General features: G+C 65.2%; 20 protein-coding genes and 1 pseudogene. 15 read left to right on the top strand and 6 right to left on the bottom strand.

The genetic code is table 11. From position 1 onward, the window contains the following. The first annotated feature begins 5 nt into the window (after positions 1-5). The 3 genes from ACZ60G_RS40815 to ACZ60G_RS40805 all read left to right on the top strand — a co-directional run bounded on the left by ACZ60G_RS40815 (position 6) and on the right by ACZ60G_RS40805 (position 2,539). Complete coding sequence (locus ACZ60G_RS40815) at positions 6-698, top strand: hypothetical protein (protein ID WP_465817325.1); 693 nt, start codon at positions 6-8, stop codon at positions 696-698. Between the two features lie 111 nt (positions 699-809). Further along, positions 810-1,817 (top strand): ABC transporter ATP-binding protein, encoded by a 1,008-nt coding sequence (locus ACZ60G_RS40810; protein ID WP_465817324.1) that lies wholly within the window; start codon positions 810-812, stop codon positions 1,815-1,817. Positions 1,818-1,843: 26 nt separating this feature from the next. Next, positions 1,844-2,539 (top strand): GntR family transcriptional regulator, encoded by a 696-nt coding sequence (locus tag ACZ60G_RS40805; RefSeq protein WP_465817323.1) that lies wholly within the window; start codon positions 1,844-1,846, stop codon positions 2,537-2,539. Positions 2,540-2,666: 127 nt separating this feature from the next. Here ACZ60G_RS40805 and ACZ60G_RS40800 read toward each other — a convergent pair whose 3' ends face one another. Further along, the gene (locus tag ACZ60G_RS40800) at positions 2,667-3,872 is read right to left on the bottom strand and encodes a TetR/AcrR family transcriptional regulator (protein ID WP_465817322.1); all 1,206 of its coding nucleotides are present in this window, start codon (positions 3,870-3,872) and stop codon (positions 2,667-2,669) included. A gap of 209 nt (positions 3,873-4,081) precedes the next feature. Here ACZ60G_RS40800 and ACZ60G_RS40795 point away from each other — a divergent pair, with 209 nt between their 5' ends. The 10 genes from ACZ60G_RS40795 (at position 4,082) to ACZ60G_RS40750 (ending at position 15,227) form a co-directional block, all read left to right on the top strand. Beyond that, positions 4,082-5,311, top strand: a complete 1,230-nt coding sequence (locus ACZ60G_RS40795; RefSeq protein WP_465817377.1) for an acetyl-CoA C-acetyltransferase — start codon at positions 4,082-4,084, stop codon at positions 5,309-5,311. A 53-nt stretch (positions 5,312-5,364) separates the two neighbouring features. Continuing rightward, positions 5,365-7,536, top strand: coding sequence for a 3-hydroxyacyl-CoA dehydrogenase NAD-binding domain-containing protein (locus tag ACZ60G_RS40790; protein ID WP_465817321.1), 2,172 nt, complete (start codon positions 5,365-5,367; stop codon positions 7,534-7,536). Next, on the top strand, positions 7,533-8,417 hold the full coding sequence (locus tag ACZ60G_RS40785; protein WP_465817320.1) for an SDR family oxidoreductase: 885 nt from the start codon (positions 7,533-7,535) through the stop codon (positions 8,415-8,417). Before ACZ60G_RS40790 ends, ACZ60G_RS40785 begins: the two co-directional genes overlap by 4 nt. Continuing rightward, positions 8,414-9,571 (top strand): acyl-CoA dehydrogenase family protein, encoded by a 1,158-nt coding sequence (locus ACZ60G_RS40780; protein WP_465817319.1) that lies wholly within the window; start codon positions 8,414-8,416, stop codon positions 9,569-9,571. Before ACZ60G_RS40785 ends, ACZ60G_RS40780 begins: the two co-directional genes overlap by 4 nt. Next, positions 9,568-10,395: an enoyl-CoA hydratase/isomerase family protein gene (locus ACZ60G_RS40775; protein ID WP_465817318.1), complete on the top strand. Its 828-nt coding sequence runs from the start codon at positions 9,568-9,570 to the stop codon at positions 10,393-10,395. Before ACZ60G_RS40780 ends, ACZ60G_RS40775 begins: the two co-directional genes overlap by 4 nt. After that, complete coding sequence (locus tag ACZ60G_RS40770) at positions 10,392-10,895, top strand: nuclear transport factor 2 family protein (protein WP_465817317.1); 504 nt, start codon at positions 10,392-10,394, stop codon at positions 10,893-10,895. Before ACZ60G_RS40775 ends, ACZ60G_RS40770 begins: the two co-directional genes overlap by 4 nt. 37 nt (positions 10,896-10,932) lie before the next feature. Continuing rightward, positions 10,933-11,766, top strand: coding sequence for an enoyl-CoA hydratase/isomerase family protein (locus ACZ60G_RS40765; RefSeq protein ID WP_465817316.1), 834 nt, complete (start codon positions 10,933-10,935; stop codon positions 11,764-11,766). Further along, on the top strand, positions 11,763-13,367 hold the full coding sequence (locus ACZ60G_RS40760) for a class I adenylate-forming enzyme family protein (RefSeq protein ID WP_465817315.1): 1,605 nt from the start codon (positions 11,763-11,765) through the stop codon (positions 13,365-13,367). Before ACZ60G_RS40765 ends, ACZ60G_RS40760 begins: the two co-directional genes overlap by 4 nt. Before the next feature lie 157 nt (positions 13,368-13,524). Continuing rightward, positions 13,525-14,286 (top strand): enoyl-CoA hydratase/isomerase family protein, encoded by a 762-nt coding sequence (locus ACZ60G_RS40755; protein WP_465817314.1) that lies wholly within the window; start codon positions 13,525-13,527, stop codon positions 14,284-14,286. A 296-nt stretch (positions 14,287-14,582) separates the two neighbouring features. Continuing rightward, positions 14,583-15,227, top strand: coding sequence for a PaaI family thioesterase (locus tag ACZ60G_RS40750; protein WP_465817313.1), 645 nt, complete (start codon positions 14,583-14,585; stop codon positions 15,225-15,227). A gap of 15 nt (positions 15,228-15,242) precedes the next feature. Here the strand turns inward: ACZ60G_RS40750 and ACZ60G_RS40745 are convergent, their stop codons facing one another. Next, complete coding sequence (locus ACZ60G_RS40745) at positions 15,243-16,121, bottom strand: SDR family NAD(P)-dependent oxidoreductase (RefSeq protein WP_465817312.1); 879 nt, start codon at positions 16,119-16,121, stop codon at positions 15,243-15,245. Between the two features lie 260 nt (positions 16,122-16,381). Between ACZ60G_RS40745 and ACZ60G_RS40740 the strand changes: the two genes are divergently transcribed. Beyond that, positions 16,382-17,260 (top strand): PaaX family transcriptional regulator, encoded by an 879-nt coding sequence (locus ACZ60G_RS40740; RefSeq protein WP_465817311.1) that lies wholly within the window; start codon positions 16,382-16,384, stop codon positions 17,258-17,260. Positions 17,261-17,582: 322 nt separating this feature from the next. Here ACZ60G_RS40740 and ACZ60G_RS40735 read toward each other — a convergent pair whose 3' ends face one another. The 3 genes from ACZ60G_RS40735 to ACZ60G_RS40725 all read right to left on the bottom strand — a co-directional run bounded on the left by ACZ60G_RS40735 (position 17,583) and on the right by ACZ60G_RS40725 (position 21,459). Then, positions 17,583-17,918, bottom strand: a complete 336-nt coding sequence (locus tag ACZ60G_RS40735; RefSeq protein WP_465817310.1) for a histone-like nucleoid-structuring protein Lsr2 — start codon at positions 17,916-17,918, stop codon at positions 17,583-17,585. 627 nt (positions 17,919-18,545) lie between these two features. Then, a complete protein-coding gene (locus tag ACZ60G_RS40730; RefSeq protein ID WP_465817309.1) occupies positions 18,546-20,297 on the bottom strand; it encodes a UvrD-helicase domain-containing protein in 1,752 nt (583 codons plus the stop codon). Continuing rightward, positions 20,290-21,459 (bottom strand): AAA family ATPase, encoded by a 1,170-nt coding sequence (locus ACZ60G_RS40725; RefSeq protein WP_465817375.1) that lies wholly within the window; start codon positions 21,457-21,459, stop codon positions 20,290-20,292. Before ACZ60G_RS40725 ends, ACZ60G_RS40730 begins: the two co-directional genes overlap by 8 nt. Between ACZ60G_RS40725 and ACZ60G_RS40720 the strand changes: the two genes are divergently transcribed. Continuing rightward, entirely contained in the window at positions 21,436-22,002 is a 567-nt protein-coding gene (locus ACZ60G_RS40720) for a hypothetical protein (RefSeq protein ID WP_465817384.1), read from the top strand. The two genes, ACZ60G_RS40725 and ACZ60G_RS40720, sit on opposite strands and share 24 nt — an antisense overlap. 33 nt (positions 22,003-22,035) lie before the next feature. Here ACZ60G_RS40720 and ACZ60G_RS40715 read toward each other — a convergent pair. Next, a pseudogene (locus ACZ60G_RS40715) lies at positions 22,036-22,167 on the bottom strand (AAA family ATPase); the annotation flags it as partial. Positions 22,168-22,274 lie beyond the last annotated feature (107 nt).

Raw genomic sequence — 22,274 nt, 5'->3', positions numbered from 1 at the left:
TAAAAATGACCACATCAACCGCCGACAGCAAGTCGCGAGCCACCAACTGCAGCGAGACGGACGAGGCCGACACAAGGACAACCGGGCGGTCCGCCGATTTGCCGTCGCCTGTGGAACCGAAACGAGACGGACGCAGACAAGCAGAGCGGGTGAACGCAGAACGCGAGGATGACAAACCTGTGTGGCGGCGTGGCTGGGCCATCGGTGCCGCAGCGGGAGTTGTGATGCTCGCTTTTGTGGCAGCGACCAGCGTCCTCGGATATCAACTCGCGGAAAAGAATCGTAGTTTGGCTGAACTGCAAGACGCGTCACAAATCGCACAGCATGCGGAACAGAGCGGGCTCACCTATGCGACTGGCGCGGCCACCATGGATTACAAGGATCTTGCGGCGTGGCACAAGAAGCTCGTCGTGAACACGTCGCCGGAACTGAGCGCGAAACTCTCCGAGGCAGCGACGTCCATGGAGCAGGTGATAACGCCGCTGAGCTGGACTTCGACGGCGCAACCGATTGCAGCGCAGGTGAAGTCGCACAATGGTGACAGTTATACCGTTGTCGCATTCGTGAACGTCACGACTAAGAACACGCAGGCGCCAGACGGTGTTCAGTCCACCGCTGCTTACACGATAACCATGGACCGCGCGAAGAATTGGCTCATCACCGATGTCGGTGGAATGGCTCCAATCGGTCCGAAGTGACCGGAAGGCGGCCGAAAGCGATTGCATCCGGCCATACCTCAGTGCCGGCGAGCAGGAGCGCCGACCGATAGCACGGCGTGTCCCGGTTCGACAAATTGGAAGGATATCGTGATGGGCGTCGAGGTGAGGACCGAAGGTGTTACAAAGTCTTTCGGTTCGCAGCGGATTTGGCAGGATGTCTCGTTGACTCTGCCGACGGGGGAGGTCAGCGCTCTGCTCGGCCCCTCCGGTACCGGTAAGTCGGTGTTCTTGAAGTCGTTGATCGGTCTGTTGCGTCCCGAGCGTGGCTCGATCTACATCGACGGCACCGATATCACCACCTGCTCGAACAAGGAGCTCTACGAGATCCGCAAGTTGTTCGGCGTTCTGTTCCAGGACGGCGCGCTGTTCGGTTCGATGAACCTGTTCGACAACGTGGCCTTCCCGTTGCGCGAGCACACCAAGAAGAGCGAATCCGAGATCAAGCAGATCGTGATGGAGAAGCTCGAGCTGACGGGTCTGCTCGGCGCCGAGGGCAAGCTGCCCGGTGAGATCTCCGGTGGTATGCGCAAGCGTGCCGGCCTGGCCCGCGCGCTGGTGCTGGATCCGCAGATCATCCTCGTCGACGAGCCGGACTCCGGTCTGGACCCGGTGCGAACCACCTACATCAGCCAGCTCCTGCTGGACATCAACGCGCAGATCGACGCGACGATCCTGATCGTGACCCACAACATCAGCCTCGCACGGACTGTCCCCGACAACATCGGGATGCTGTTTCGTCGGCAGTTGGTGATGTTCGGTCCGCGTGAGGTGCTGCTGACCTCGGAGGAGCCGGTGGTCAAGCAGTTCCTCAACGGCCGCATGGTCGGCCCGATCGGCATGACCGAGGAGAAGGACGAGGCCCAGAGGGCGCGCGAGCAGGCGCTCGCGGACGCCGGGCACTACGACTCCGGTATCGACGAGATCGAGGGCATCCCGCCGCAGATGCGCGCCCAGCCCGGGATGCCTGCCCGCCAAGCGGTGCATCGACGGCGCGAGCGCGTGCGTCACGTAGTGCACACGCTGCCTCCGGTCGCGCAGCAAGCCATCATCGCCGAGCTGAACGAGGGCGAATCTGCCGCGATTACCGAGTACGTGTAGTCGAATGCGGTCCGGACCGCCCACAGGTGCAGTTGTCGGAGGGAAGGAAACAGGTGCAAAGGAAAGCTGTGCCGCCACGTCAGCCCTTGCGAGCCAAGGTCCGGGAGTTTCTGCTCGAACAGATCTTGGACGGGCTCCTCATCCCCGGTGACCCGATTCGCGAACTCGACGTTGCCGCGACCCTGAACATCAGCCAGGCGCCCGTTCGCGAAGCTTTGCGTGAGCTGGCCTGCTCCGGGCTCGTGGAATGCCAGCCCAACCGAGGCAGCTGGGTTCGGGAAATCCGTGGCGAAGACCTTGCGCATTATCGTCGGGTCCGCGCCGTGCTGGAGGCAATGGCCGGCGAGGCGGCCGCACCTCATCTCGCCGGGGACACCCGGCGACTCGACCAGTCATTGGCCGTGATGTTCGACGCAGCACGAAACGAAGATGTGTATGTGTTCGCCCGAGCCAGCTGTGCCTTTCACCGCGAAATAGTTGCGGCTGCGAGGAATCCGGCGCTGTGGGGCGCATGGAACGCATTGGCTATCGAGATCCTGACCGTGGTGAGCCTGGCTGCGCCATCGGTCTCATTGGCGGAGGCTGCCCGGGAACACGCCCCCATCGCCGTCGCGCTGTATGCGGGCGATGCACAGAAGGCAGCCGCCCTGCTACGCCGGCACGGCGGCGAATACGGGCACACGTGCGTCGATCATGAGACGGCGTTGGCCCGCTCGGCGTGAGGCGGACGACTACCTCGGCGGTTCGGGCGAGCGGACGACGAAGTCCCGGCTCGCGGCCGCCGGGCTACCGGGCCCGACGCAGGGCGTCCACGAGTACGCCTGCTAGGTGATTCCGTCCGCCGTCCGATCAAGCCCTGCCGGGTGTGGCTGCAAGATTGGTCCAGAGTACCGATCGGACCATGGTCGCGAGTTCTGCAGCGATCGTCGGGCGTTCGTGGAGGTGGCCGATCCTGACCACATCATGGACGACCGCCCGGGCCGCGTGGACCAGGATGGTGGCCTCGATGTCGGTGAGATCGGGCCGTGCGTTTACAAGTGCCTCGGTCCATGCGTCGACGTCGGCGTCGAGGGCTCGGCGGATCGTCCGGCCCGCGTCCTCGGGGAGGCTGACGGCTTCGAGGACGTATACCCCGAACAGGAGTCGCTCGCGTACGCCCAGGTCGACGTAGATTGCGACCAGATCATCCAGGGTTACGGTGCTCAACTCGCCGCGGGCTGCCGACAGGGAGGCGCTGGCGCGGCTGAAGGCTTCGATCAATAGATCGGCTTTCGCCGGGAAGTGGTAGAGGATACTCGGGCCCGCCATGCCTATTGCGGCGCCGATATCGTCGAGACTTATTGCGGCGTAACCGTGCTCGTGAAACAACCGGATCGCTGTCATGAGTACTTCCTCGCGTCGCGCCGCCGGTACCGCGTCGTTGCGGTCGGCCGCCGCGACCGCCGGTTCGCTTACTCCGGAGCCGGGCCGGCTGGTGTCGACGGCCGGTGCGGCGGGCGTTGGAATGGGGGGCCACTCAATCCGCGAAAGTGCTGCGGCTGCGGCGCGGAGAACCCGACGTCGCTCTGCTCTCGGGCTGCGCGCAGGGTAGGTCGACTGGCTCGAAAATACCGCGAGAACGGCAGTGATCAGCAGCCGCGAGTCAGCTGGCGACAGGTCTGCTCGGATCGTACCGAGTTGACGCCGCAGTTCCGTGGTCACAGCCGTGAAGCGGCTCTCGAGTGGTTCCCGGTCGACTGGGGGGAGGTGGCGCATCTCCCGCTGCAGCAGAGCCCAGAGATCCCGGCGGTCCGCTGCCGCGGTCGCGAGCCGCTCCAGCCGGTCGTCCCAAGGTGCATCGTGTGGTTGCGTGACGGCCGCTTCCGCCAGAGACAGGCCACTGTCGATCGCGCCTACGAGCAAGGTCTGCTTGTTCCGAAAGTGCCGATACACCGCGGGTGCCGTCACGCCCACGTCGGCGGCCACGGCGGCGAGAGTGACGCGATGGAACCCGAGATGGTGAAACTGCTTCGCTGCCGCGATCGCGAGCTGCTGCCGCCGCGTTGCTGCGCTCATCCGACTTCGGGGACGCGCCGCTGCATCCTCTTCGACTGCTTCGCCCGCCACCACTTTTCGTCCTCTGCTTCCTCCGGCCGCCTCGGTTTCGAGTGCTGAGAGCCGGGGTCGACTCTACCCGGGGCTTGCCTAGTGAATATTAACTAGAATATAGTCCGATGGAAGGTGAGCCTGTGGCTCGCGGTACTTCAGCAGAAGGGCACATGACGATGTCGGTCTCTGTACCCACGTCCGAAGCATTCATCTACGACGCCATCCGGACGCCGCGCGGCCGGGGCAAGAACTCGGGGGCGCTGCACTCCGTCAAGCCGGTCGCGCTGGTCATCGGCCTCATCGATGAGCTGCGTAGGCGGCATCCCGAACTCGATCCGCGCATGATCGACGATCTGGTGCTGGGGATTGTGTCGCCGGTCGGTGATCAGGGGTCGGTGTTGCCGCGCACCGCTGCGATGGCCGCCGGATTGCCCGACACGGTCGGCGGAGTACAGCTCAATCGCTTTTGCGGTTCCGGCCTCGAGGCGGTGAACACCGCGGCGCAGAAGGTGCGTTCGGGGTGGGACCGTCTCGTCATCGCCGGCGGTGTGGAGTCGATGTCGCGCGTACCGCTCGGTGCGGACGGCGGAGCCTGGATGAACGACCCGGAGACCAACCTCGCGACCTCGTTCATCCCGCAGGGGGTCAGCGCCGATCTCATTGCCACGATGGAAGGCTTCACCCGCGACGTCGTCGACACGTATGCCGTTCGGTCGCAGCAGCGCGCGGCCGCCGCCTGGTCGGGTGGCTATTTCGCGAAATCCGTTGTGCCGGTGCGGGACCGTAACGGCGAGACGATTCTCGATTACGACGAGTACATGCGGCCGCAGAGCACGGTCGAATCTCTTGCGAATCTGAAGCCGGCGTTCGCGACCCTCGGCCAACACGGAGGCTTCGACGCGGTGGCGCTGCAGCGATACCACTGGGTCGAGCGGATCGACCACGTCCACCACGCCGGCAACTCGTCCGGCATCGTCGACGGTGCGGCGCTGGTGCTGATCGGGGATGAAAGCGTCGGCTCCTCCCTCGGGCTCACGCCCAGAGGGCGGATCGTCGCGACCGCCACCTCGGGCGCGGACTCGACAATCATGCTCACCGGACCGATCCCCGCGACCCGGAAGCTGCTCGACAGAGTCGGACTGACCGTCGACGAGATCGACCTGTTCGAGATCAACGAGGCATTCGCCGCCGTGCCCCTCAAATACGCGAAGGACCTCCGCATCCCCGACGAGAAGGTCAACGTCGTCGGCGGTGCCATCGCGATGGGTCATCCGCTGGGGGCGACCGGCGCGATGCTCGTCGGCACGATGCTCGACGAGCTCGAACGCCGTGATGCACGCCGCGCGGTCGTGACGCTCTGCATCGGGGGCGGCATGGGCGTCGCCACCCTGATCGAACGCGTCTGACCGTCGGCCGGCCACCGCACTACCGAATCCCCGAGCAGTAGGAGACCATTCGGATGATCGACCCATTCGACCACGACATGTTCCGATGGGACGTCGACGACGGCATCGTGACCATCACCATGGACGACCCGACGCAGTCGACGAATACCATGAACTCACGGTTCACCGAGCAACTGCCGGCACTCGTCGACCACTTGACTGCCGTCCGCGAGGAGATCACCGGTGTCGTCATCGCCTCGGCGAAGAAGACCTTCTTCGCCGGGGGAGACCTGGCCATGATGAAGGCCGCCACCGCTGCGGACGCCCCCACAGTCCGTCGAATGCTCGACACCATCAAGGCCGCCTTACGGAAACTCGAGACCCTGGGCCGGCCGGTCGTCGCGGTGATCAACGGCGCCGCGCTCGGTGGCGGGCTCGAGATCGCCCTCGCGTGCCACCACCGCATCGCAGTCGATTCCCCCGAGGTCATCGTCGGCCTACCCGAAGTCACCCTCGGACTACTGCCCGGAGCCGGAGGAACAACCCGCACCGTCCGCATGTTCGGCATCCGGACGGCCCTCGACGACATTCTGCTGACCGGAAGCAGATTCGGCTCGCAACAAGCACTGGGCGCAGGGTTGATCGACCAACTCGTCCCCGGTGTCGCCGACCTCGCCACTGCCGCACGCCGGTGGATTGCGGACAACCCGGACGCATCCCAGCCATGGGACCGCCCCGGCTACGTGATCCCTGGGGGCACCCCGGCCTCGGCGAACCTGGCCGCGGTACTGCCGATGCTGCCCGCAACTCTGCGCAAGCGCTCACACGGCGCACCCAACCCTGCGGCGAACCATCTGCTCGCCGCCGCCGTCGAAGGCGCACAGGTCGACTTCGAGAACGCCCAAACCATCGAGTCGCGGTACTGCACCGATCTGATCTGCGGCCAGATCTCGGCAAACATCATCGGATCAAGCTTCTTCGACATGCAGGCCATCAAGCGCGGCGCAAGCCGGCCATCGGGCTACGACCGGCACCACGCCACGAAGGCTGTGATCATCGGCGCCGGGATGATGGGCGCCGGAATCGCGTACGTCTGTGCGCAGGCCGGACTCGATGTCGTGCTCCAAGACATCAGCGTCGACGCTGCCGAGCGCGGAAAGGGTTACGGCGCCAAGATCCTCGACACGGCAGTGGCGAAGGGCCGAACCACGGTATCCAACCGTGACGAGGTACTCGCGCGTATCCGGCCATCGGCCAAGCCCGCGGACGCGTCGGGCGCCGATCTGCTCATCGAAGCCGTGTACGAAAACCCCGATCTCAAACGGCGCGTTATCGCGGAAGCAATTCCCCACCTTGCCCCGGGTGCCGTGATCGCATCCAATACCTCCACATTGCCGATCACAGACCTGGCCGCGGGCTTGGCTGCACCGGATCAGTTCATCGGCCTGCACTTCTTCTCCCCGGTCGACAAGATGGCGCTGCTCGAGATCGTGGTCGGTGAGAAGACGAGCGACGCCACTCTCGCCAAGGCCATCGACATCGCCCAGCAGATCGACAAGACCCCCATCGTTGTCAACGACAGTCGAGGATTCTTCACCAGCCGCGTCATCTTGGAATTCGTCAACGAGGCCATCGCCCTGGTCGGCGAAGGAGTCCCCGCGGCATCGGTCGAGCAGGCAGCGACCCAGGTCGGCTACCCGGTCGGCGCGCTCGCACTCGTCGACGAACTCACCTTGACCCTGGTGCAGCGGATCCGGGAGGAGACCCGAGAGGGATTGCGGGCCAACGGCGTCGAGTTCCCGGCCCACCCCGGATGGCCCGTGCTGGACCGAATGATCGCCGACTTCGACCGCAAGGGACGGTCTGCCGGCGCCGGGTTCTACGACTACGCCGACGGGCGCCGGAAAGGTCTATGGCCCGGCTTGAAGGACGCTTTCGGTGGCACGAACACCGAGGTTCCGCTGCTCGACATGCAGGAGCGGATGCTGTTCGCGGAGGCCCTCGACTCTGTGCGCTGCCTCGACTCCGGGGTGCTGCGGTCGGTGGCCGACGCCAACGTCGGCTCGATCCTCGGTATCGGATTCCCGGCCTGGACCGGCGGAGTCCTCCAGTACATCAACCAATACAGCGGCGGCCCAGCGGGGTTCGTGGATCGTGCACGAGAACTCGCAAACCGATACGGGTCGCGCTTCCAACCGCCGGCGTCGTTGGTCGCCTTGGCGGAGAACGGCGGTGATTACCGATGAGCAACCTCACTTCCCCCACAGCGATCTGGACCGAGTCACCCCGTCCGCTCCAGGGCCGAACCGTGCTGATGTCGGGCGGCAGCCGCGGCATCGGTCTGGCGATCGCCACCCGCGCGGCTCAAGACGGCGCCAACGTCGTCATTCTCGCCAAGACCGACACCCCCGACCCCCGGTTGTCGGGGACGGTGCATACCGCGGTGGAGCAGATCGAAGCGGCGGGCGGCCGCGGCCTGGCGGTCGTCGGCGACGTCCGCCGCGAGGAGGACGTGACCCGCGCGGTCGAGGCCGCAGTGGACACCTTCGGCGGGATCGATGTGCTGGTCAACAATGCGTCCGCGATCGTTCTGGCACCGATCGGGAAGGTGCCGCCGAAGCGCTACGACCTGATGCAGGACATCAACGCGCGCGGCACGTTTCTGATGATCAGCGCCGCACTCCCGCACCTGCATCGATCGAACTCCGCGCAGGTGCTCACCCTGTCCCCGCCGATCAATCTCGCACCGCATTGGCTCGGGGCACACGCTCCGTACACCCTCAGCAAGTACGCGATGACCATTTTGACGACCGGCCTCGCCGCACAGGACCATCCGGTCCCGCTCTCGGCCAACTGCTTGTGGCCGCGGACGACGATCGCAACCGACGCGGTCCAGAATATCGTGGGCGGCGAAGCCGCGATGGCGGTCTCCCGCAAGCCGCAGATCATGGCCGACGCCGCACACACGATCCTGACCCGCCCCGCAGGAGCGGTCACCGGCCGCACGCTGATCGACGACGAAGTGCTCGCATGGGCAGGCGTGACAGACCTCGCGGCCTACCGCTACGGCGACGCCGCCGAATCCCAGCTGAAAATCGATCTCTTCCTCGACGGAGCTCCGGAATGAGCGGCCACGGCCTCCGCACGGTCTACAACGCAGACCACGAGCAGTTCCGCCGGACGGTCCAGGGTTTCATCAAGACCCAGGTCACACCGAACGATGCGAAATGGGAGACCGCTGGCATCGTCGACCGGTCCCTGTTCACGGGCGCCGGCGAGCTTGGACTGCTGATGCACGCGACACCGGAGCAGTACGGAGGGCCGGGTATCGACGACTGGCGGTTCTCGGCGGTGGTCGACGAAGAGTTCGCCCGGGCCGGCCTCGCCTCGGCCGGACTCTCCCTGGCGCTGCAGAACGACGTGGTCGGCCCGTATCTCCTCGACCTCACCGACAACGACCAGAAGCAACGCTGGCTGCCCGGCCTGGTCTCCGGGGATCTGATCGGCGCGATCGCGATGACCGAGCCCGGCGCGGGCAGTGACCTGTCCGGTATCGCGACGACCGCCGTGCGCGAGGGCGACACCTACGTCGTGAACGGCTCGAAGACGTTCATCTCCAACGGCCAGAACGCCGACCTGGTGGTCGTCGCGGTCCGCACCTCACCGGACAAGCACCGCGGACTGACCCTGCTCGTCATCGAACGCGGGATGCCAGGCTTCGAACGCGGCCGAAACCTGGACAAGCTCGGGATGCACGGCCAGGACACCAGTGAACTGCATTTCGACAACGTCCGCGTCCCCGCCACCAACCGCCTCGGGGAGGAGGGCCAGGGCTTTTTCTACCTCGTGCGCAACCTCCCCCAGGAACGGCTGTCGCTCGCGGTCACCGCGGTCGGGGCGGCCGAGGGTGTGCTCGGTCGTACGGTGGACTACGTCACCGAGCGGCGTGCCTTCGGCCAATCGGTCGGGAGTTTCCAGCACAGCCGATTCCTGCTCGCCGAGCTGCAGACCGAGATCGACATCGCGCGGGTATTCGTCGACCACTGCGTGGACTTGCACACCCGCAAGGAGCTAACCGCGGCGCGGGCCGCGAAAGCCAAGTACTGGTGCTCCGAATTGCAGGTCAGGGTCGCGGACCGGTGCCTGCAGCTGCACGGGGGATATGGCTACATGCGCGAACACCCGGTCTGCCGGTCGTTCGCCGACGCCCGGGTCCAGACGATCTACGGCGGCACCAGCGAGATCATGAAAGAGATCATCAGCAAGGACATGGGCTTGTGAGCGCGCCGGATACCGGTTCCGGCGACGTCGTGATCGTCGAGCTCGACCGACCCGAGTGCGGCAATGCGATCGACCTCATCTCCGCTCGACGACTGCGCGACCGGCTGGCCGACATTGCCGCTGCTGACGAGACCGGCGCCGTAGTACTCGCAGGCCGCGGCCGGGACTTCTGCGTCGGCGGTGACGTGCGAGACTTCGCTCACGCACCAGCCCCGGCTGACTACATCCGCGACCTCGCCGATGCGGTTCACCAAGCCATCACAGTGATGCGATCGCTGCCGATGCCGGTGATCGCCGCCGTCCACGGCAACTGTGCGGGTGCCGGCCTCGGTCTGGCACTCGCCGCAGATCTCGTCGTCGCGGAGCCGACCACCACATTCCGGTCCGCGTACATCGGCGTCGGGCTCTCCCCGGACTGCGGCGTGTCCTGGGGCCTGCCTCGCGCCGTCGGATCGGCCCGGGCGTGCGACATACTCTTGACCAACAGCCCCCTCGGCGGCATCGAGGCACGCGATCTGGGCCTGGTCAGCCGGGTCGCCGACACCGGGAGCGCGCGCGCCGTAGCGCTCGACCTGGCGTCCGCCCTGGCCTGCGGACCCCGCGTCGCCGCCGGCCATACTGTCCGGCTGGTTCGCGGAGCCGGGGACAGTTCCCTGGCAGCGCAATTGTCCGTCGAGGCCACGCTCATCGCCGACGCCCTCGCCTCGCCCGAGGGCTCCGAAGGTGTCGCGGCCTTCCTCGCCAAGCGGCGCCCCGACTTCCCCGCCGCCCGGGTGCACCGCACCCCCGACCACAACCCCATCGATCCCGAGGAATGTGAATGACAACGACCGAGCCCATCGAGCACCCGCCCGTCACCGACGCGTTCATCCAGGCGTTCGGCCGGCGATGGCTCGACGCATGGAACTCCCACGACACCGACCAGGTGCTCGACCTCCTCCATCCGGACATCCTGTGGGACGAACAGGTGTTCTGGCCTGGGCCGCTGCGCGGCCGCGAGGCCGTCCGCGCGTACGTCGACGCCATCTGGAAGGCGATGCCGGACGTGCACTTCGAGGAGGTACAGACCTTCAGCGCACCCGCCGACGGCCGCGGCCTGTTCATGTTCCACCAGAGCGGCGGAGCGCCGAAGCAATTCGGCCGCACGGACAAGACGTTCGCGACCACTGGCTGCGACATCTTCCTCGCCTTCGACGAAGGCCTGCTATCCCATTACACCGCGGCGTTCGACATCGTCGGGATGCTCCGCCAGCTCGGTGTCCTCCCTCCCCGCGGTGACAAGAACGGCGGCGCCTATCTGATGTCCATCGCCCACCGTCCGTGACCCCACGCCCACCGATCGAACCGGAGGAAGGACGTCGATGACCGGCCCCCAGTACCTGATCACGACCGTCGAAGACGGCGTCGGCATCATCCAGCTCAACCACCCCGAGAAGCGCAACGCCCTCGGTTGGGAACTGCACAACGAGATCATCGCCGCTCTCGAAGGGTGGGCGTACGACGATGAGGTCGCTGCCGTCATGCTGGTCGGCAACGAGGACTACTTCTGTGCCGGCTGGGCCCTCGACGTCCTTCAGGGCACCAGTGGCGACGAGCGCATCCGATTCAACGATCTCGCGCACAAGCTCATGACCACTCTCTACGACTACCGCAAGCCCACCATCGCCGCAGTCGCCGGAGTCGCCCCCGGATATGGCATGGATCTGGCCAATATGTGCGATATCACGATCGCCTCCGAGAATGCGGTCTTCGGATCCACTCAGGTCAAGTACGCGATGAACGGCTTCTACCACGGCATCGCGCACCGCGTCGGTGCCCAGCGTGCGCGGCGGATGTTGTTCACAGGAGACCCCATCACCGCCACCGAGGCGCTGCGTGTCGGCCTGGTCGACGAGATCGTGCCTACGGGCGCGGTCCGCGCCACCGCGCTGCGTCTGGCCAAGGAAATCGCCGAGGCCGGCAGTGAGCTGACCACGGTGCTCAAGGAAGTCGCCCTGCGCGCGGACAATATGGACCACATCGGAGCCACCGCCTACGAACTACGCGTGACATCGGACCTGCTGCAGCGAGGCCTGTTCACCCGGCGCATCGCCGAAGGACTCGATCGACTCCGGGCAGGAACGAGCAAAGCCACCGAACGCCTGCGCCCGGCACCGGCCACCGAGGCGATTTCCACCAACGAGGTAACGCGATGACCTCGACACATCACCGCGGGTGGAGCGGGCTGCGCATCGGCGACATGCTCGGCGACCAAGCCGCAGCCAACCACGATCGAGAACTGTTCTGTTTCGAAGATCACCGCGTCACCTACGGCACATTCCATGCCTGGGTCGAGGATGTCGCCGCAGACCTCGTGGCCAACGGTGTCCGGCCCGGCGACCGCGTCATGGTGCAATTGCCGAACTGTCTCGAGGCACTGGTGCTGCAAATGGCGGCGTTCCGTATCGGCGCGATCAACACCCCGGTGGTGCCGATATACCGTGAACACGAAGTCCGGCAGATCATCTCCGACTGTCTGCCTGCGGCCATCGCTGTAGGGGAAGCATGGTCCGACCGTGACCCGGCGGCCGAGATCGACGCCCTCCTCGATGATCTCGGGCACACGCCGAAGGTCCGGTACCTCGTCGGCGCACACCGCGACGGCTGGAGTCGGCCACCGGCGATGGTGCCCGCGGAGCAGGAAACAGCCGATCGACGATCCGCGGATCTGCCTGAGCCGCGGGATCCGGAGGAACCCGCGCTGTTGCTCTACACCTCGGGAACCACCTCGGCGCCCAAGGGTGTCCTGCTGACAAGCAGGGCACTGATCGCGCATCTGCGAAACTTTCAGACCGCCCTGCGGGCAGGCCCAGACAGCGTAATCCTCGCTGCCACACCGCTGTCGCACCTCGGCGGATTCATCGCGGGCGTCGTGTTCCCCGCCTTCCTCGGCGCACGTTCGGTCGTGATGCCCGCGTGGCGATCCGACGAAGCTGTCGATGTCATCGAACGCGAACGCGCGACCATCGCCATGGGAGCGACCGTCTTTCTCAGCGATCTCGTGCACCGCTACGAGGCCGGTGCTGCGCCGCACCACCGACTCAGCCTGTACGCCTGCGCCGGAGCCACCATCCCGCCGTCCGCGATCACTCGTGCCGAAGCAGTCGGTGTCGAGGCGATGCGCTGCTACGGCATGACCGAGACCGCGGGGGTCTGCGCGGCGGCTCCCAAGGACGCTCCGCTGTACCGGCGGGCCGAATGGGACGGGCGAGTCTTGCCGGACATGCGGATCGAAGCGGTGGACCATGACCGGCAGCCCTTGCCCGCCGGAGAGGAAGGCGAGCTACGAATTCATGGACCGCAGCTGCTCACCGCCTACACCGACCCGGGCTTGACTGCCGCTCAGATCGACGACGAGGGCTGGTTCTACCCCGGTGACGTGGGCATCGTCGACGACGAGGGCTGGGTCCGCATGACCGGCCGGATCAAAGACATCATCAACCGCGGCGGAGAGAAATTCTCGACGCTCGATATCGAGGCGGCCCTCAGCTCACATCCCGACGTCGACGCCGTTGCGGTGACCGCGATCCCGGACGACAGACTCGGAGAGGGGGTCGGCGCCTGGCTGGTCCTGCGCGCCGGCGCGCCCTGGAACGGGCCCAGGACGTTGATCGAACACCTCGAGGCAGTGCGCCTGGCGCGCCAGAAGATCCCGACGTACTGGGAGATCGTCGACCACCTGCCGAGCACGGCCAGCGGCAAGATTCGCAAACAGGAGCTGCACGTCAGCCCTGAGGGGGTGCGCATCACCCGATGAAACGTACCGACTACGGCCACGACCTCCCGGCAGGACGGGTCGGCATCCGTGGAGTCCGTCGACGAACTGCCTCGCACACGCACCGGCAAGCTCATCAGGGGCCGCCTGACCACGTAAGCCTGCACTCCGCAGCGATATTCACATGAGGAGACTCGACATGACCGACCATGCCATCCACGCCGCCGTTTCCGGCGGCGTCGGGACCATCACCTTCAACCGCCCCGAGCGTCGCAACGCTCTCAGTCTGGAACTGTTCGGCGCCATGGGTGATCAACTCGATGCCTGGCGACACGACGACGACGTCGCAGCCGTGGTGCTCACCGGCGGCGAAGACGTATTCTGCGCCGGCCTCGACCTCGACCTGCAGTCGGGCTTCACCCCCGAGACCCGCAAAGCCTACGGTGATGCCTGTCTGCGGGTCTACGGCGCACTGCTCGACTACCCGAAGCCGACCATCGCCGCATGCGCGGGCCCCACACTCGGCGGCGGCTGCGATATCGCTGTGTTCTGCGACATTCGCATCGGTGCGCAGAACGGCCGGTTCGGTTTCCCGCAGGTGAAGTTCGGACTCACCCCCTACTTCTCGCCGCTGTGGAAGATCGTCGGCCTGAGCCAAGCCAAACTCCTCACCCTCGCCGGCGATCTCATCGACGCCGACGAAGCACTCCGGATCGGTCTGGTGGACCGTCTCGTCCCCACCGGCTCCGTTGTGGATGAAGGCACTCGTGTCGCCGCCAGCATCGCCGAGACGACAACCAAGTCCGCGATGTTCAACAAGGAGATGATTCTTCGGTCTCCGGCCATGGATCCGATCTCCGCGCTGTCGTTCGAGACCATGGCCTACCGTGAGATCGTGTGGCACCCGGATGTTGTCGACCGTGTCGGGACCGCCTTCGCCCGTATTCATCGCAATCGGTGACACCACTGCGCCGCTAGTCGCCGCGGGCACCCAGACTCCTCGGAACGGGATGCCCGCGGCGAGCTGTCCGCCACTACTTTCGAGGACTCGTATCGATGTCACCAGCGCTGCATTCAGATCCCTCGCGGTGCGCTTTCTCCGACGACTTTGCCCGGTGTGCTCGCAACAACCATGGAATTTTCGGGCCCACCGGCCTGCCGGACGAACTGTTCGGCGTTCGGTTCGTCGGTGACGCAATGCCTTGCAGCGCAGCTGAATGCGTCAAACCGGTTCCGGCTGGCAATCCTGGATGGCTGATGCCGTTGATCGATCTGGTCCTGGCGCGCAGCGCATTGGGCGACCACGCACCGCGCAGCTGTGTCACCCGGCGCATCGACCTGCACGTCCATCCGGACAGACTGAGCGACGCAGATACGGTGCGCGGTGTGGCGCGGCGTTCCTTCGCCACCGGTGCCATGCTTGTGAGCACCGCCGAACTGCGCAGCGCCAGCGGCATGGTATTGGGCACGGCGACAGGGAATTTCGTCGCAAGCGACTCCTTCTTGCCGCTACCTTACGAAGCAGATCCGCCGCACGTCGAAGCCGGTTCGTTGATCGATCTGCTCGAGCTGCGGTTCGATTCCGATCCCCACACCGGGACGCTTCCCATCGGACCTCGCACCGCGAATCCGTCGGGCGTCGTCCATGGCGGAGTCCAGGCTGCGGCGCTGTGCGCCGCCATCGAACATGTGGCGCGTACCGGCGATGGTGTGCAGAGCGACATCGTCAGTGTCGGAGTGGATTTCGTGCGACCACTCCCAGCGACCGAGACGCCACTGGTATTTCGCGTGACTCCGCAGCGGGCAGGGCGACGATTCGTGACTGTCGAAGCCAGTATTTTCACGGCGGCAGGGCAGATCGGGACGCGGGTCGAGGCGACCCTGTACCGACGGGGTAGGTAGCGCCCTGGGGCGTCGCTATCCTGCTGTGCCGTCACAGGCTGCGCGCAGTGAGTCGGTGATCGAGGTGGGGTTATCGGAGCCGACGCCGTAATCGGCGATCCGGCTCCACTGCGCCGCGACGTCTGCGCTTGTCGCGCCTGACGGCAGGCGCACGCCCGCGGCCCGTTCCCACCGCACCGTGGCGGCCCACCCGCCGCCCGTCTCGATAACCTCGCCGCTGAGCGGGCAGCTGTCATGGGCGAGGGCCAGCGCATACGGCACCACCGCGTCGGTGCCGAGCTTCGTCAGGGGACCGTCGCCGAATACGTCGGCGGTCATGTCGGTCAGTGCCATCGGTGCCACGGCATTGACCCGTATTCCATAGCGCTTACCTTCGAACGCGAGACTCTTTGCGAGGGAGATGATCCCGCCTTTGGCCGCGGCGTAGTTGGCCTGCCCGATATTGCCGTGCAGTCCCGCGCCCGAAGTGGTCAGCACGATCGACCCCGCTCCCTGCTCGACGAAATGTGGCCATACCGCCGCGCAGCCGCGGTAGGCGCCGTCGAGATGCACTCCGAGGACCTCGTACCAGTCCTGCTGGGACATCTTCCGGAAGGTCCGGTCTCGGGTGACACCGGCGTTCGCGATCAGTGCGTCGACCCTGCCGAACGCGGAGACCGCGGCCGCGACGATGCGCTCGCCTTCACGTGCATCTGCCGCGACGGCAATTGCGCGGCCTCCACCCGCGACGATGTCGGCGGCCACCGCCTCGCTCGTTTCTGTGCTCCGAGCGTTGACCACGACGCATGCGCCGGCGGCGGCCAGACCCAACGCGTAACCACGTCCCAAGCCACGCCCCGCTCCGGTCACGATGACGACCCGGTCGGTGAAGTCGAGCCCGACGTCTTGTGTCATGAGCAGATCACTCGCATATGGAGCATCGGTTCGGCCCTCTCCTTCTGCATGTGTCAGTGCTGGCCCGGCGAGAAGCCCAGCGCCGAAACAACACCCATCCCCGTCACTGCGACGTCGAGACTCGGCACCTGTCCTTCCGCTGAAGATCTCCCAACAGAACTATAGCCATAAAATATGTGCAACTCTAGAAGTATGTCCACTATTCGATTCTGGTGGGCGGTGCGGACGGTTGTCTGCACTGCCCGATACGCTGCCGGATAGTGAACAACGCTCCGGAAACAACCCGCCGCAACGCGGGAGGCGGCGCCGCGCAGGTGCCCTCGTTGCTGCGTGGCCTCCATCAGGGCAGCGCGAAGGCGCTCTTGCTAGTCGTTCTGGGGGAGTTCGTCTGGCCGCAGCGGCAGCCGGTGTGGTCGGCGACACTGCTCGCCGCACTGGCGGAGTTGGGCATCGAGCCGAATGCTGCGCGCAAGGCACTCAGTCGTACAGCAGAGTCAGGGCTGATTTCTCCCGAGCGATCGGGGCGCCGCGTCCGGTGGGCGTTGACAGAGCGAGGAAACCGGATAATGCAGTCCGGCTACGTCCGAACCTACGGCTGGGGCACCCGCGAAAACGATTGGGACGGACGGTGGGTGCTGCTATCGGTCACGATCCCCGAGGCTCGGCGGGCCACGCGCCAGCGCCTTCACACCCGGCTCGGGTGGGCAGGGTTGGGAAGTCCCCTTCCCGGTCAATGGCTGACCCCGCACTGGGAGCGCGGTGCCGAGATCGTAGAAATCGTGACCGGTCTCGGGCTCGAAGAACATGCCCACGCGGTCATCGGGCCGATCGGACCGATCGGGAACGAGCACAGACTTGTTTCCGCTGCTTGGGATCTCGACGAGTTGCGTTCACGGTATGGCCGATTCATCGCGACCTACTCATCCGCAGAGCCTGCTGGTGACCGAGCCTGCTTCCAGGCACGGATAGCTCTCGTTCAGGACTGGCGATACTTCCCGTACTCCGATCCTGATCTGCCACCGCGCTTCCTGCCTCGGGGATGGCCGGGAGATGAAGCTGCGCACGTTTTCCATGTTCGCCATCGCGATTGGGAATCGGCCTCGCAACGCTACTGGACGCGAATCATCGAGTCCGTCTAGGCAGCTGGTCTGGACGGGCATGTCCCTGGCGGGCCGGGGCTGATGACGTCGAGTTCCTCGACGCGGGCTCGATCCACTCGGCGATTGCAGATCGTGTCCGTCGGCGATACCGAGCAATCTTCGCGGAGATTAACGCCCAACTGGCTATGAAGGTTCCAGTTCACGTCAGCCGGACCTACATTGTCCGGGGAGCTCGACACATCGCCTCGACCGCCGACTCTGGGGTGTTCACGGGCCGCCGGCCGCCGGGGCCGAACTGGTGGGGTTCGGTCGCCGGCGGGGCAAGCTGGTGTCCGATGTTTCGGGAGCCGGTGGTCCGTGTTCAGCTGGACTTTTTGTAGGCGTCGACGATGTCGGCCTGAAGCCGGCCCCGGCTTGATACCGTATATCCGTTGCGACGTGCCCAGTCCCGGATCGCCGCAGTCTGCGCCCGGTCTACTGATGTGCGAGCGCCAACAGTGCTCTTGCCCTTCGGGATTCGGCCGACGTGTCGTGCCGCCGCGGACCACGTCTCGAAGACCTGACGCAGCGCGGCGGCGTTCTTCGCCGACAGGTCGATCTCGTATTCCACGCTGTCGAGACCGAAGCGCACTGTCTCCTCGGCGACCGACTCACCGTCGCAATCGTCCACCAGCTCAACGACGACCTTCTTCGCCATACCCGGACCCTTCACTCACACCGACAAGAGCAACAACATTAGTCATGCCACGCCATCGATCCGCCTCCGGTTGTCGAGTAGGCGGCGGCGCCGGGGTAGCGGTGGGAGGCCGCTGTCGAGGCTGGTGGGTGCGGAAATTGGCGGATGAGTCAGGATCTTGGGTGCAGGGTAGGACTCGTATCCCTCAATGCGGCAGATTTCCCTAAACCATGTGTTCGATGACATCTAACATAGGTAATTGCAGCGATATTTTCAATGTTGACGGGCTTGTGTCTATGCCCTAATGGTTTGCGGCTAAGTGTATTTCATATCGACTGCGGTGAATAGGCGCCTCCTGGCGATTGATCGTTGTCGTGCGGGACGTTTAGGGGCGACCACAGGAGTAGCGAGTTGTCGGAAGTTTGTGCCCTCGGCGGGGCACTATGAACATGGGAACGGGGTCTGACCTGAGATTTTCTGTCGGGCAACTGGTCGTTGAAGCGGATTTCCAGTTGTGAAGTACGGGCGTGGACACATCGAACATGGCAACGGGAATCGGTTTTCGGGGTCGGTGGGTGATCGAAGGTGGCTATCAGTTGGCCACCGGGGGTGCAGCGGGACACGGAGCCGCTCGGTAATGCTGGAGGTTCAGGATTCGACCACTTTGGTTGGTATGTGTCGGCGGGTGAGGAAGTCGTGGGTGGCGCTGATCGTGTCTTCGGGGAGTGCGAGGATCAGGAGGCTGCGTGCGCGGGTGACGGCGACGTAGAAGGTGCGTAGTTCCTCGAGCTCGCTGGTGGTGGTTGCGGTGCCGGAGAGCCACTTTTGTAGTAGCGAGGTGTCGTCCATTAGGACGCAGACCGCGTCGGCTTCGGTGCCTTTGGCTTGGTGCACAGTGGTGAGGATGGCGGGCGCGTCGAGACGTTTGGAACTGCTTGCCGTGGTGACGTTTCCGCCGAGTGTGCGGGTGGGGCGGGTTGGGGGAGCGGTCGGTGGTCGCCACCAGGTTTTCAGGCAGGCATTGACCTGTCCGGCCCAGTTCTTGGTCGGTGCTGGGAGGTGGGCTAGCAGTGTGTAGGCGTGCCGGCGGAGCGTGGCGGGCGAGAGGTCGGTTTCTCGGCAGATCTCGGCGATGCTTCCGGAATGCTCGGGGTACCAGTGACGTAGTAGGACGTGTTCGGCTTGTCGGCACGCGTGGTCGAGTTCGGCGGGTTCTGCGACCCCGAAATGAAGTGTCTGGTGTGCACGGGCGAGCCGGGTGATGGTGTTGGTGTCGTTTTCATCGCGGCGCAGCGCGGGTGGTAGTTGGGTGTGTTTGCGGGCCAGGAGCATGACGGTGGGGTCGGGATCGGTGGTGTCGTTGAGGACGGTGGCCAGCCGGTGGGTCAGGTCGAGCAGGGATTCGCCGGTGTGGGTGTGGGTGTTCTTGCCGACGTTCCCGAACTTGGTGGGCACCAGGTGGATTGGTGGGCCTGCGGTGCGGATGACGGATACATCGGGTGGGCGGGTGCCGGCCCGGATTGTGGCCGCGAGGGCGCAGATCGGTGGTGTGCTGCGGCGGTTTCCGCTGAGCGTTACCGGGGTGGTGAGGTTGTCGCGGAGCTGTAGCAGCCGCGTGACGTCGGCGCCGTTCCAGCCGTAGATCGACTGGTCGGGGTCGGCGACAACCATCAGGGGGATCCCGTGGCGGCGCATCGCGTCGAAGAGTTCCAGGTCGGCCACCGAGCAGTCTTGGGCTTCGTCGATGACGATTTCGGAGAACCGCGAGTGCAGCGTGTCGAGCACGTGCAGTGGGGCGCGCTGGAGGTTGCGGTGTGCCTGTCGTCGAACCTCGTGGCCGGTGAAGTAGCCGCGCTGGAGCCAGTGGTCTCGACACCGGATCGCCGCGGTGACCCACTGTGACTGAGTAGACGGCGAGTCGGCGATGGTCCGTCCGGCGGCGGTTTTGCTGCCGGGGACGGTGACGATTTCGGTCAGTGTGGAGAAATTCAGCCTGAAGCCGAAGGCCGCGAGCGGCACCGCACGGTTGCCGATTTTGGCTTCCGCGTTCGGGAGATGCCGCCAGGACTCGAGGCGTCGTGCGATTTGAGGTTCGGCCAGGTAGGGCAAGACCATGAGCTGCCAGATGAACGCGTCCAGCGTGCCGATGAAGTGGGGAAACTGGGTGAGTTCGGGATGTCCCGCCGCGACACAGCGCGCGTTCATTTGATCGCGTGCGTTGCGCGTGAAGGAGATCAACGCTCGACCGCCACGCAGCGTGGAGGAGGCGGGGTGCTCGATGTGGCGGGACACGATCACGTGGGTCTTTCCCGCACCAGGACATGCCTGGACGAACAACGGTGCCTGGGTGTGGATCGCCCGCTGCTGTTGAGCGACTGCCACTGCGAGGTCGTCACTCACCGGCGGTGTCCGATTGACTGGTGCGGGTGATGAATTCGAGTGCCTGCGCCAGGTAGTCGGGGCACTCGAACGTCCGCTCGGGTTGTGTTGTCAGGATATCAGCGAGGGCTTGGGCGAAAGCCGGTTTGGAGACCGCGGTCTTGCCGGTCGGTATTTCTCCCTTGTCGTCAACGTTCTTGGCGGGATCAAACAGCCCCCAGAAGGCGCGGGGTCGGTCGGGCGAGTCCAGAACCGTCTGCCAGCGGTGCTCGGACTTGGGGTGCAGGTCGAGGAATGCGTCGCGCAGCACCGGCTCGTTGTCGGCGGACCATAGTTGTGGTTCGAGCGATCGCGCTCCGGCGAAGACTCCGAGTAGCCCGGGCTGGTGGGCCTCGGCCAGGACTCGATATCCCTCGATCCGCTTGGATTCGTCCTCGTCCTCGTCCTTGTCGGTATCGGTGATCAGCGCTAGGCACTGGGCTATGCACACCCCGTTCACCGGCGTAACCAGAAGTTGAAGGTAGGTCTCGAAGCCGACGCTGTCGACCAGCAGGGTCGTGGTGCCGTGGAATCGTTCCAGTTTCTGCTTGGCCTCGGCAATCTTCTGTTTGTCACTGCCGGGGGGAGGTGTGTAGAGCCGACTTGCCAAGGCGGGCAGGAGAAGCGCCTCGGACAGGCCCTCGACGAGAAGCGCGCGCGGTGAATAGAACAGCGCGTTGCGGGTGACATCGAGCAATCGGTCGATTTTTCGGATTTGCTTGTCCTGGAGGCCGATTTGGGCGACAGGGACCGCGTTGGCCTGCCAGCCGCCGGTCGTCTTGTGCTCGGTTCGGCTCATGACGACGACGTCACGGACGCTCACCGATGCTGACAGAACGGGAGAGTGGGTGGTCACGATGACCTGGAGGTGCCCTGCTGGTGCGGTCGGATCCGGCGGCGCGCCGTCGGCGGCGGGCTCGGTCTTACGGGAGGCGAGCGCGCGTTCGCGCAAATGACGCAGGAGCAGAATCTGCAGTTGGGGGTGCAGGTGAGCTTCGGGTTCCTCCACCAGGAGCAGAGTCAGATCCGTCGTCTTGACCGCGCGCAGCTCCGCGAGCACCGTTGCGATGTAGAGGGCGTTGGCGTAGCCGAGCCCTGAGGAGTCGAGGGAACTGAGCGGATGCCCAGCGTCGCCCATCATCATCTGAAGCACGCGAGCGATCGAGGCGAGGGTGGCGTCAGTGATGCGGAACTCGCTCTGTTGCCGGTGAGCACCCATGGTCAGATCGGCGAGAGGCCGGTTGATCTCTGTTTGGAGACCGCGAATCACCTCATCGTCGACGATCTTGTTGAGGACGTCGTGGGCGTTGTCGAGGAAGTTCTTCAGCGCTTCGGGACCGCCGAGCAGGCCCGCGAGGATAGTGCGGATCCTTCCTGCGGAGGCGCCTCCGAGTTCACGAGCCGCGTCGCGAAGTGGTTTGAGATAGACGTGTCTTACTCCTGTGCGAAACACTGGCTCGGTGCACGGAGTGTCGGCACCTTGGAACCAGCTGCCAACACCGCGGCGCTCGCCTTCCACGGCCCGCTGATACTCGAAACCCCACCGAGCCTGAACCTGTTCGGGGCCTTCGGCTTCGAAACGGCCATTGATGTAGGTACCAGCTTGCTCGGCGGCGATGCCGGCGAGGGTGAGACTCATCCGCAACTGGGATTCCCCGGTCGCGACGTCATTGTCGGTGGGCCATAGGGGTCCGCCGTTGTCCAAAGGTGTAGTGAGGGTGCGTAGTGTATCGACTACCGTCGACTTGCCAGCGTTGTTCTCCCCGGCCAACACCGTGAGGTCCGGCTGCAGCGTTACCGTAGTCGCACGGCACGAGCGAAAGTTACTCAAAGTTACCTGCGAGACGTACATCCCCACCTCAACCGGAATCTGTCAAACCCGGTGAGACCGTTCAGGCCACGAATTCTGTGTTGATGTTCTCCTTGGCGGGTTCGTTGATCCAGGCGGCCGCGGGCAGC

Source organism: Nocardia sp. NPDC102475 (assembly GCF_055584605.1).
The sequence above is the reverse complement of the archived record's forward strand: the minus strand, read 5'-3'. Positions and strand labels throughout refer to the sequence as shown.

What these genes read in the sequence shown, in the direction of transcription:
- ACZ60G_RS40720 (WP_465817384.1), top strand. Translation starts at nt 21,436, where the DNA reads ATGCCCAGCGTCGCCCATCATCATCTGAAGCACGCGAGCGATCGAGGC.
- ACZ60G_RS40790 (WP_465817321.1), top strand. Translation starts at nt 5,365, where the DNA reads ATGATCGACCCATTCGACCACGACATGTTCCGATGGGACGTCGACGAC.
- ACZ60G_RS40815 (WP_465817325.1), top strand. Translation starts at nt 6, where the DNA reads ATGACCACATCAACCGCCGACAGCAAGTCGCGAGCCACCAACTGCAGC.
- ACZ60G_RS40760 (WP_465817315.1), top strand. Translation starts at nt 11,763, where the DNA reads ATGACCTCGACACATCACCGCGGGTGGAGCGGGCTGCGCATCGGCGAC.
- ACZ60G_RS40765 (WP_465817316.1), top strand. Translation starts at nt 10,933, where the DNA reads ATGACCGGCCCCCAGTACCTGATCACGACCGTCGAAGACGGCGTCGGC.
- ACZ60G_RS40780 (WP_465817319.1), top strand. Translation starts at nt 8,414, where the DNA reads ATGAGCGGCCACGGCCTCCGCACGGTCTACAACGCAGACCACGAGCAG.
- ACZ60G_RS40795 (WP_465817377.1), top strand. Translation starts at nt 4,082, where the DNA reads ATGTCGGTCTCTGTACCCACGTCCGAAGCATTCATCTACGACGCCATC.
- ACZ60G_RS40785 (WP_465817320.1), top strand. Translation starts at nt 7,533, where the DNA reads ATGAGCAACCTCACTTCCCCCACAGCGATCTGGACCGAGTCACCCCGT.
- ACZ60G_RS40750 (WP_465817313.1), top strand. Translation starts at nt 14,583, where the DNA reads ATGCCGTTGATCGATCTGGTCCTGGCGCGCAGCGCATTGGGCGACCAC.
- ACZ60G_RS40800 (WP_465817322.1), bottom strand. Translation starts at nt 3,872, where the DNA reads ATGAGCGCAGCAACGCGGCGGCAGCAGCTCGCGATCGCGGCAGCGAAG.
- ACZ60G_RS40755 (WP_465817314.1), top strand. Translation starts at nt 13,525, where the DNA reads ATGACCGACCATGCCATCCACGCCGCCGTTTCCGGCGGCGTCGGGACC.
- ACZ60G_RS40810 (WP_465817324.1), top strand. Translation starts at nt 810, where the DNA reads ATGGGCGTCGAGGTGAGGACCGAAGGTGTTACAAAGTCTTTCGGTTCG.
- ACZ60G_RS40725 (WP_465817375.1), bottom strand. Translation starts at nt 21,459, where the DNA reads ATGATGATGGGCGACGCTGGGCATCCGCTCAGTTCCCTCGACTCCTCA.
- ACZ60G_RS40735 (WP_465817310.1), bottom strand. Translation starts at nt 17,918, where the DNA reads ATGGCGAAGAAGGTCGTCGTTGAGCTGGTGGACGATTGCGACGGTGAG.
- ACZ60G_RS40745 (WP_465817312.1), bottom strand. Translation starts at nt 16,121, where the DNA reads ATGACACAAGACGTCGGGCTCGACTTCACCGACCGGGTCGTCATCGTG.
- ACZ60G_RS40770 (WP_465817317.1), top strand. Translation starts at nt 10,392, where the DNA reads ATGACAACGACCGAGCCCATCGAGCACCCGCCCGTCACCGACGCGTTC.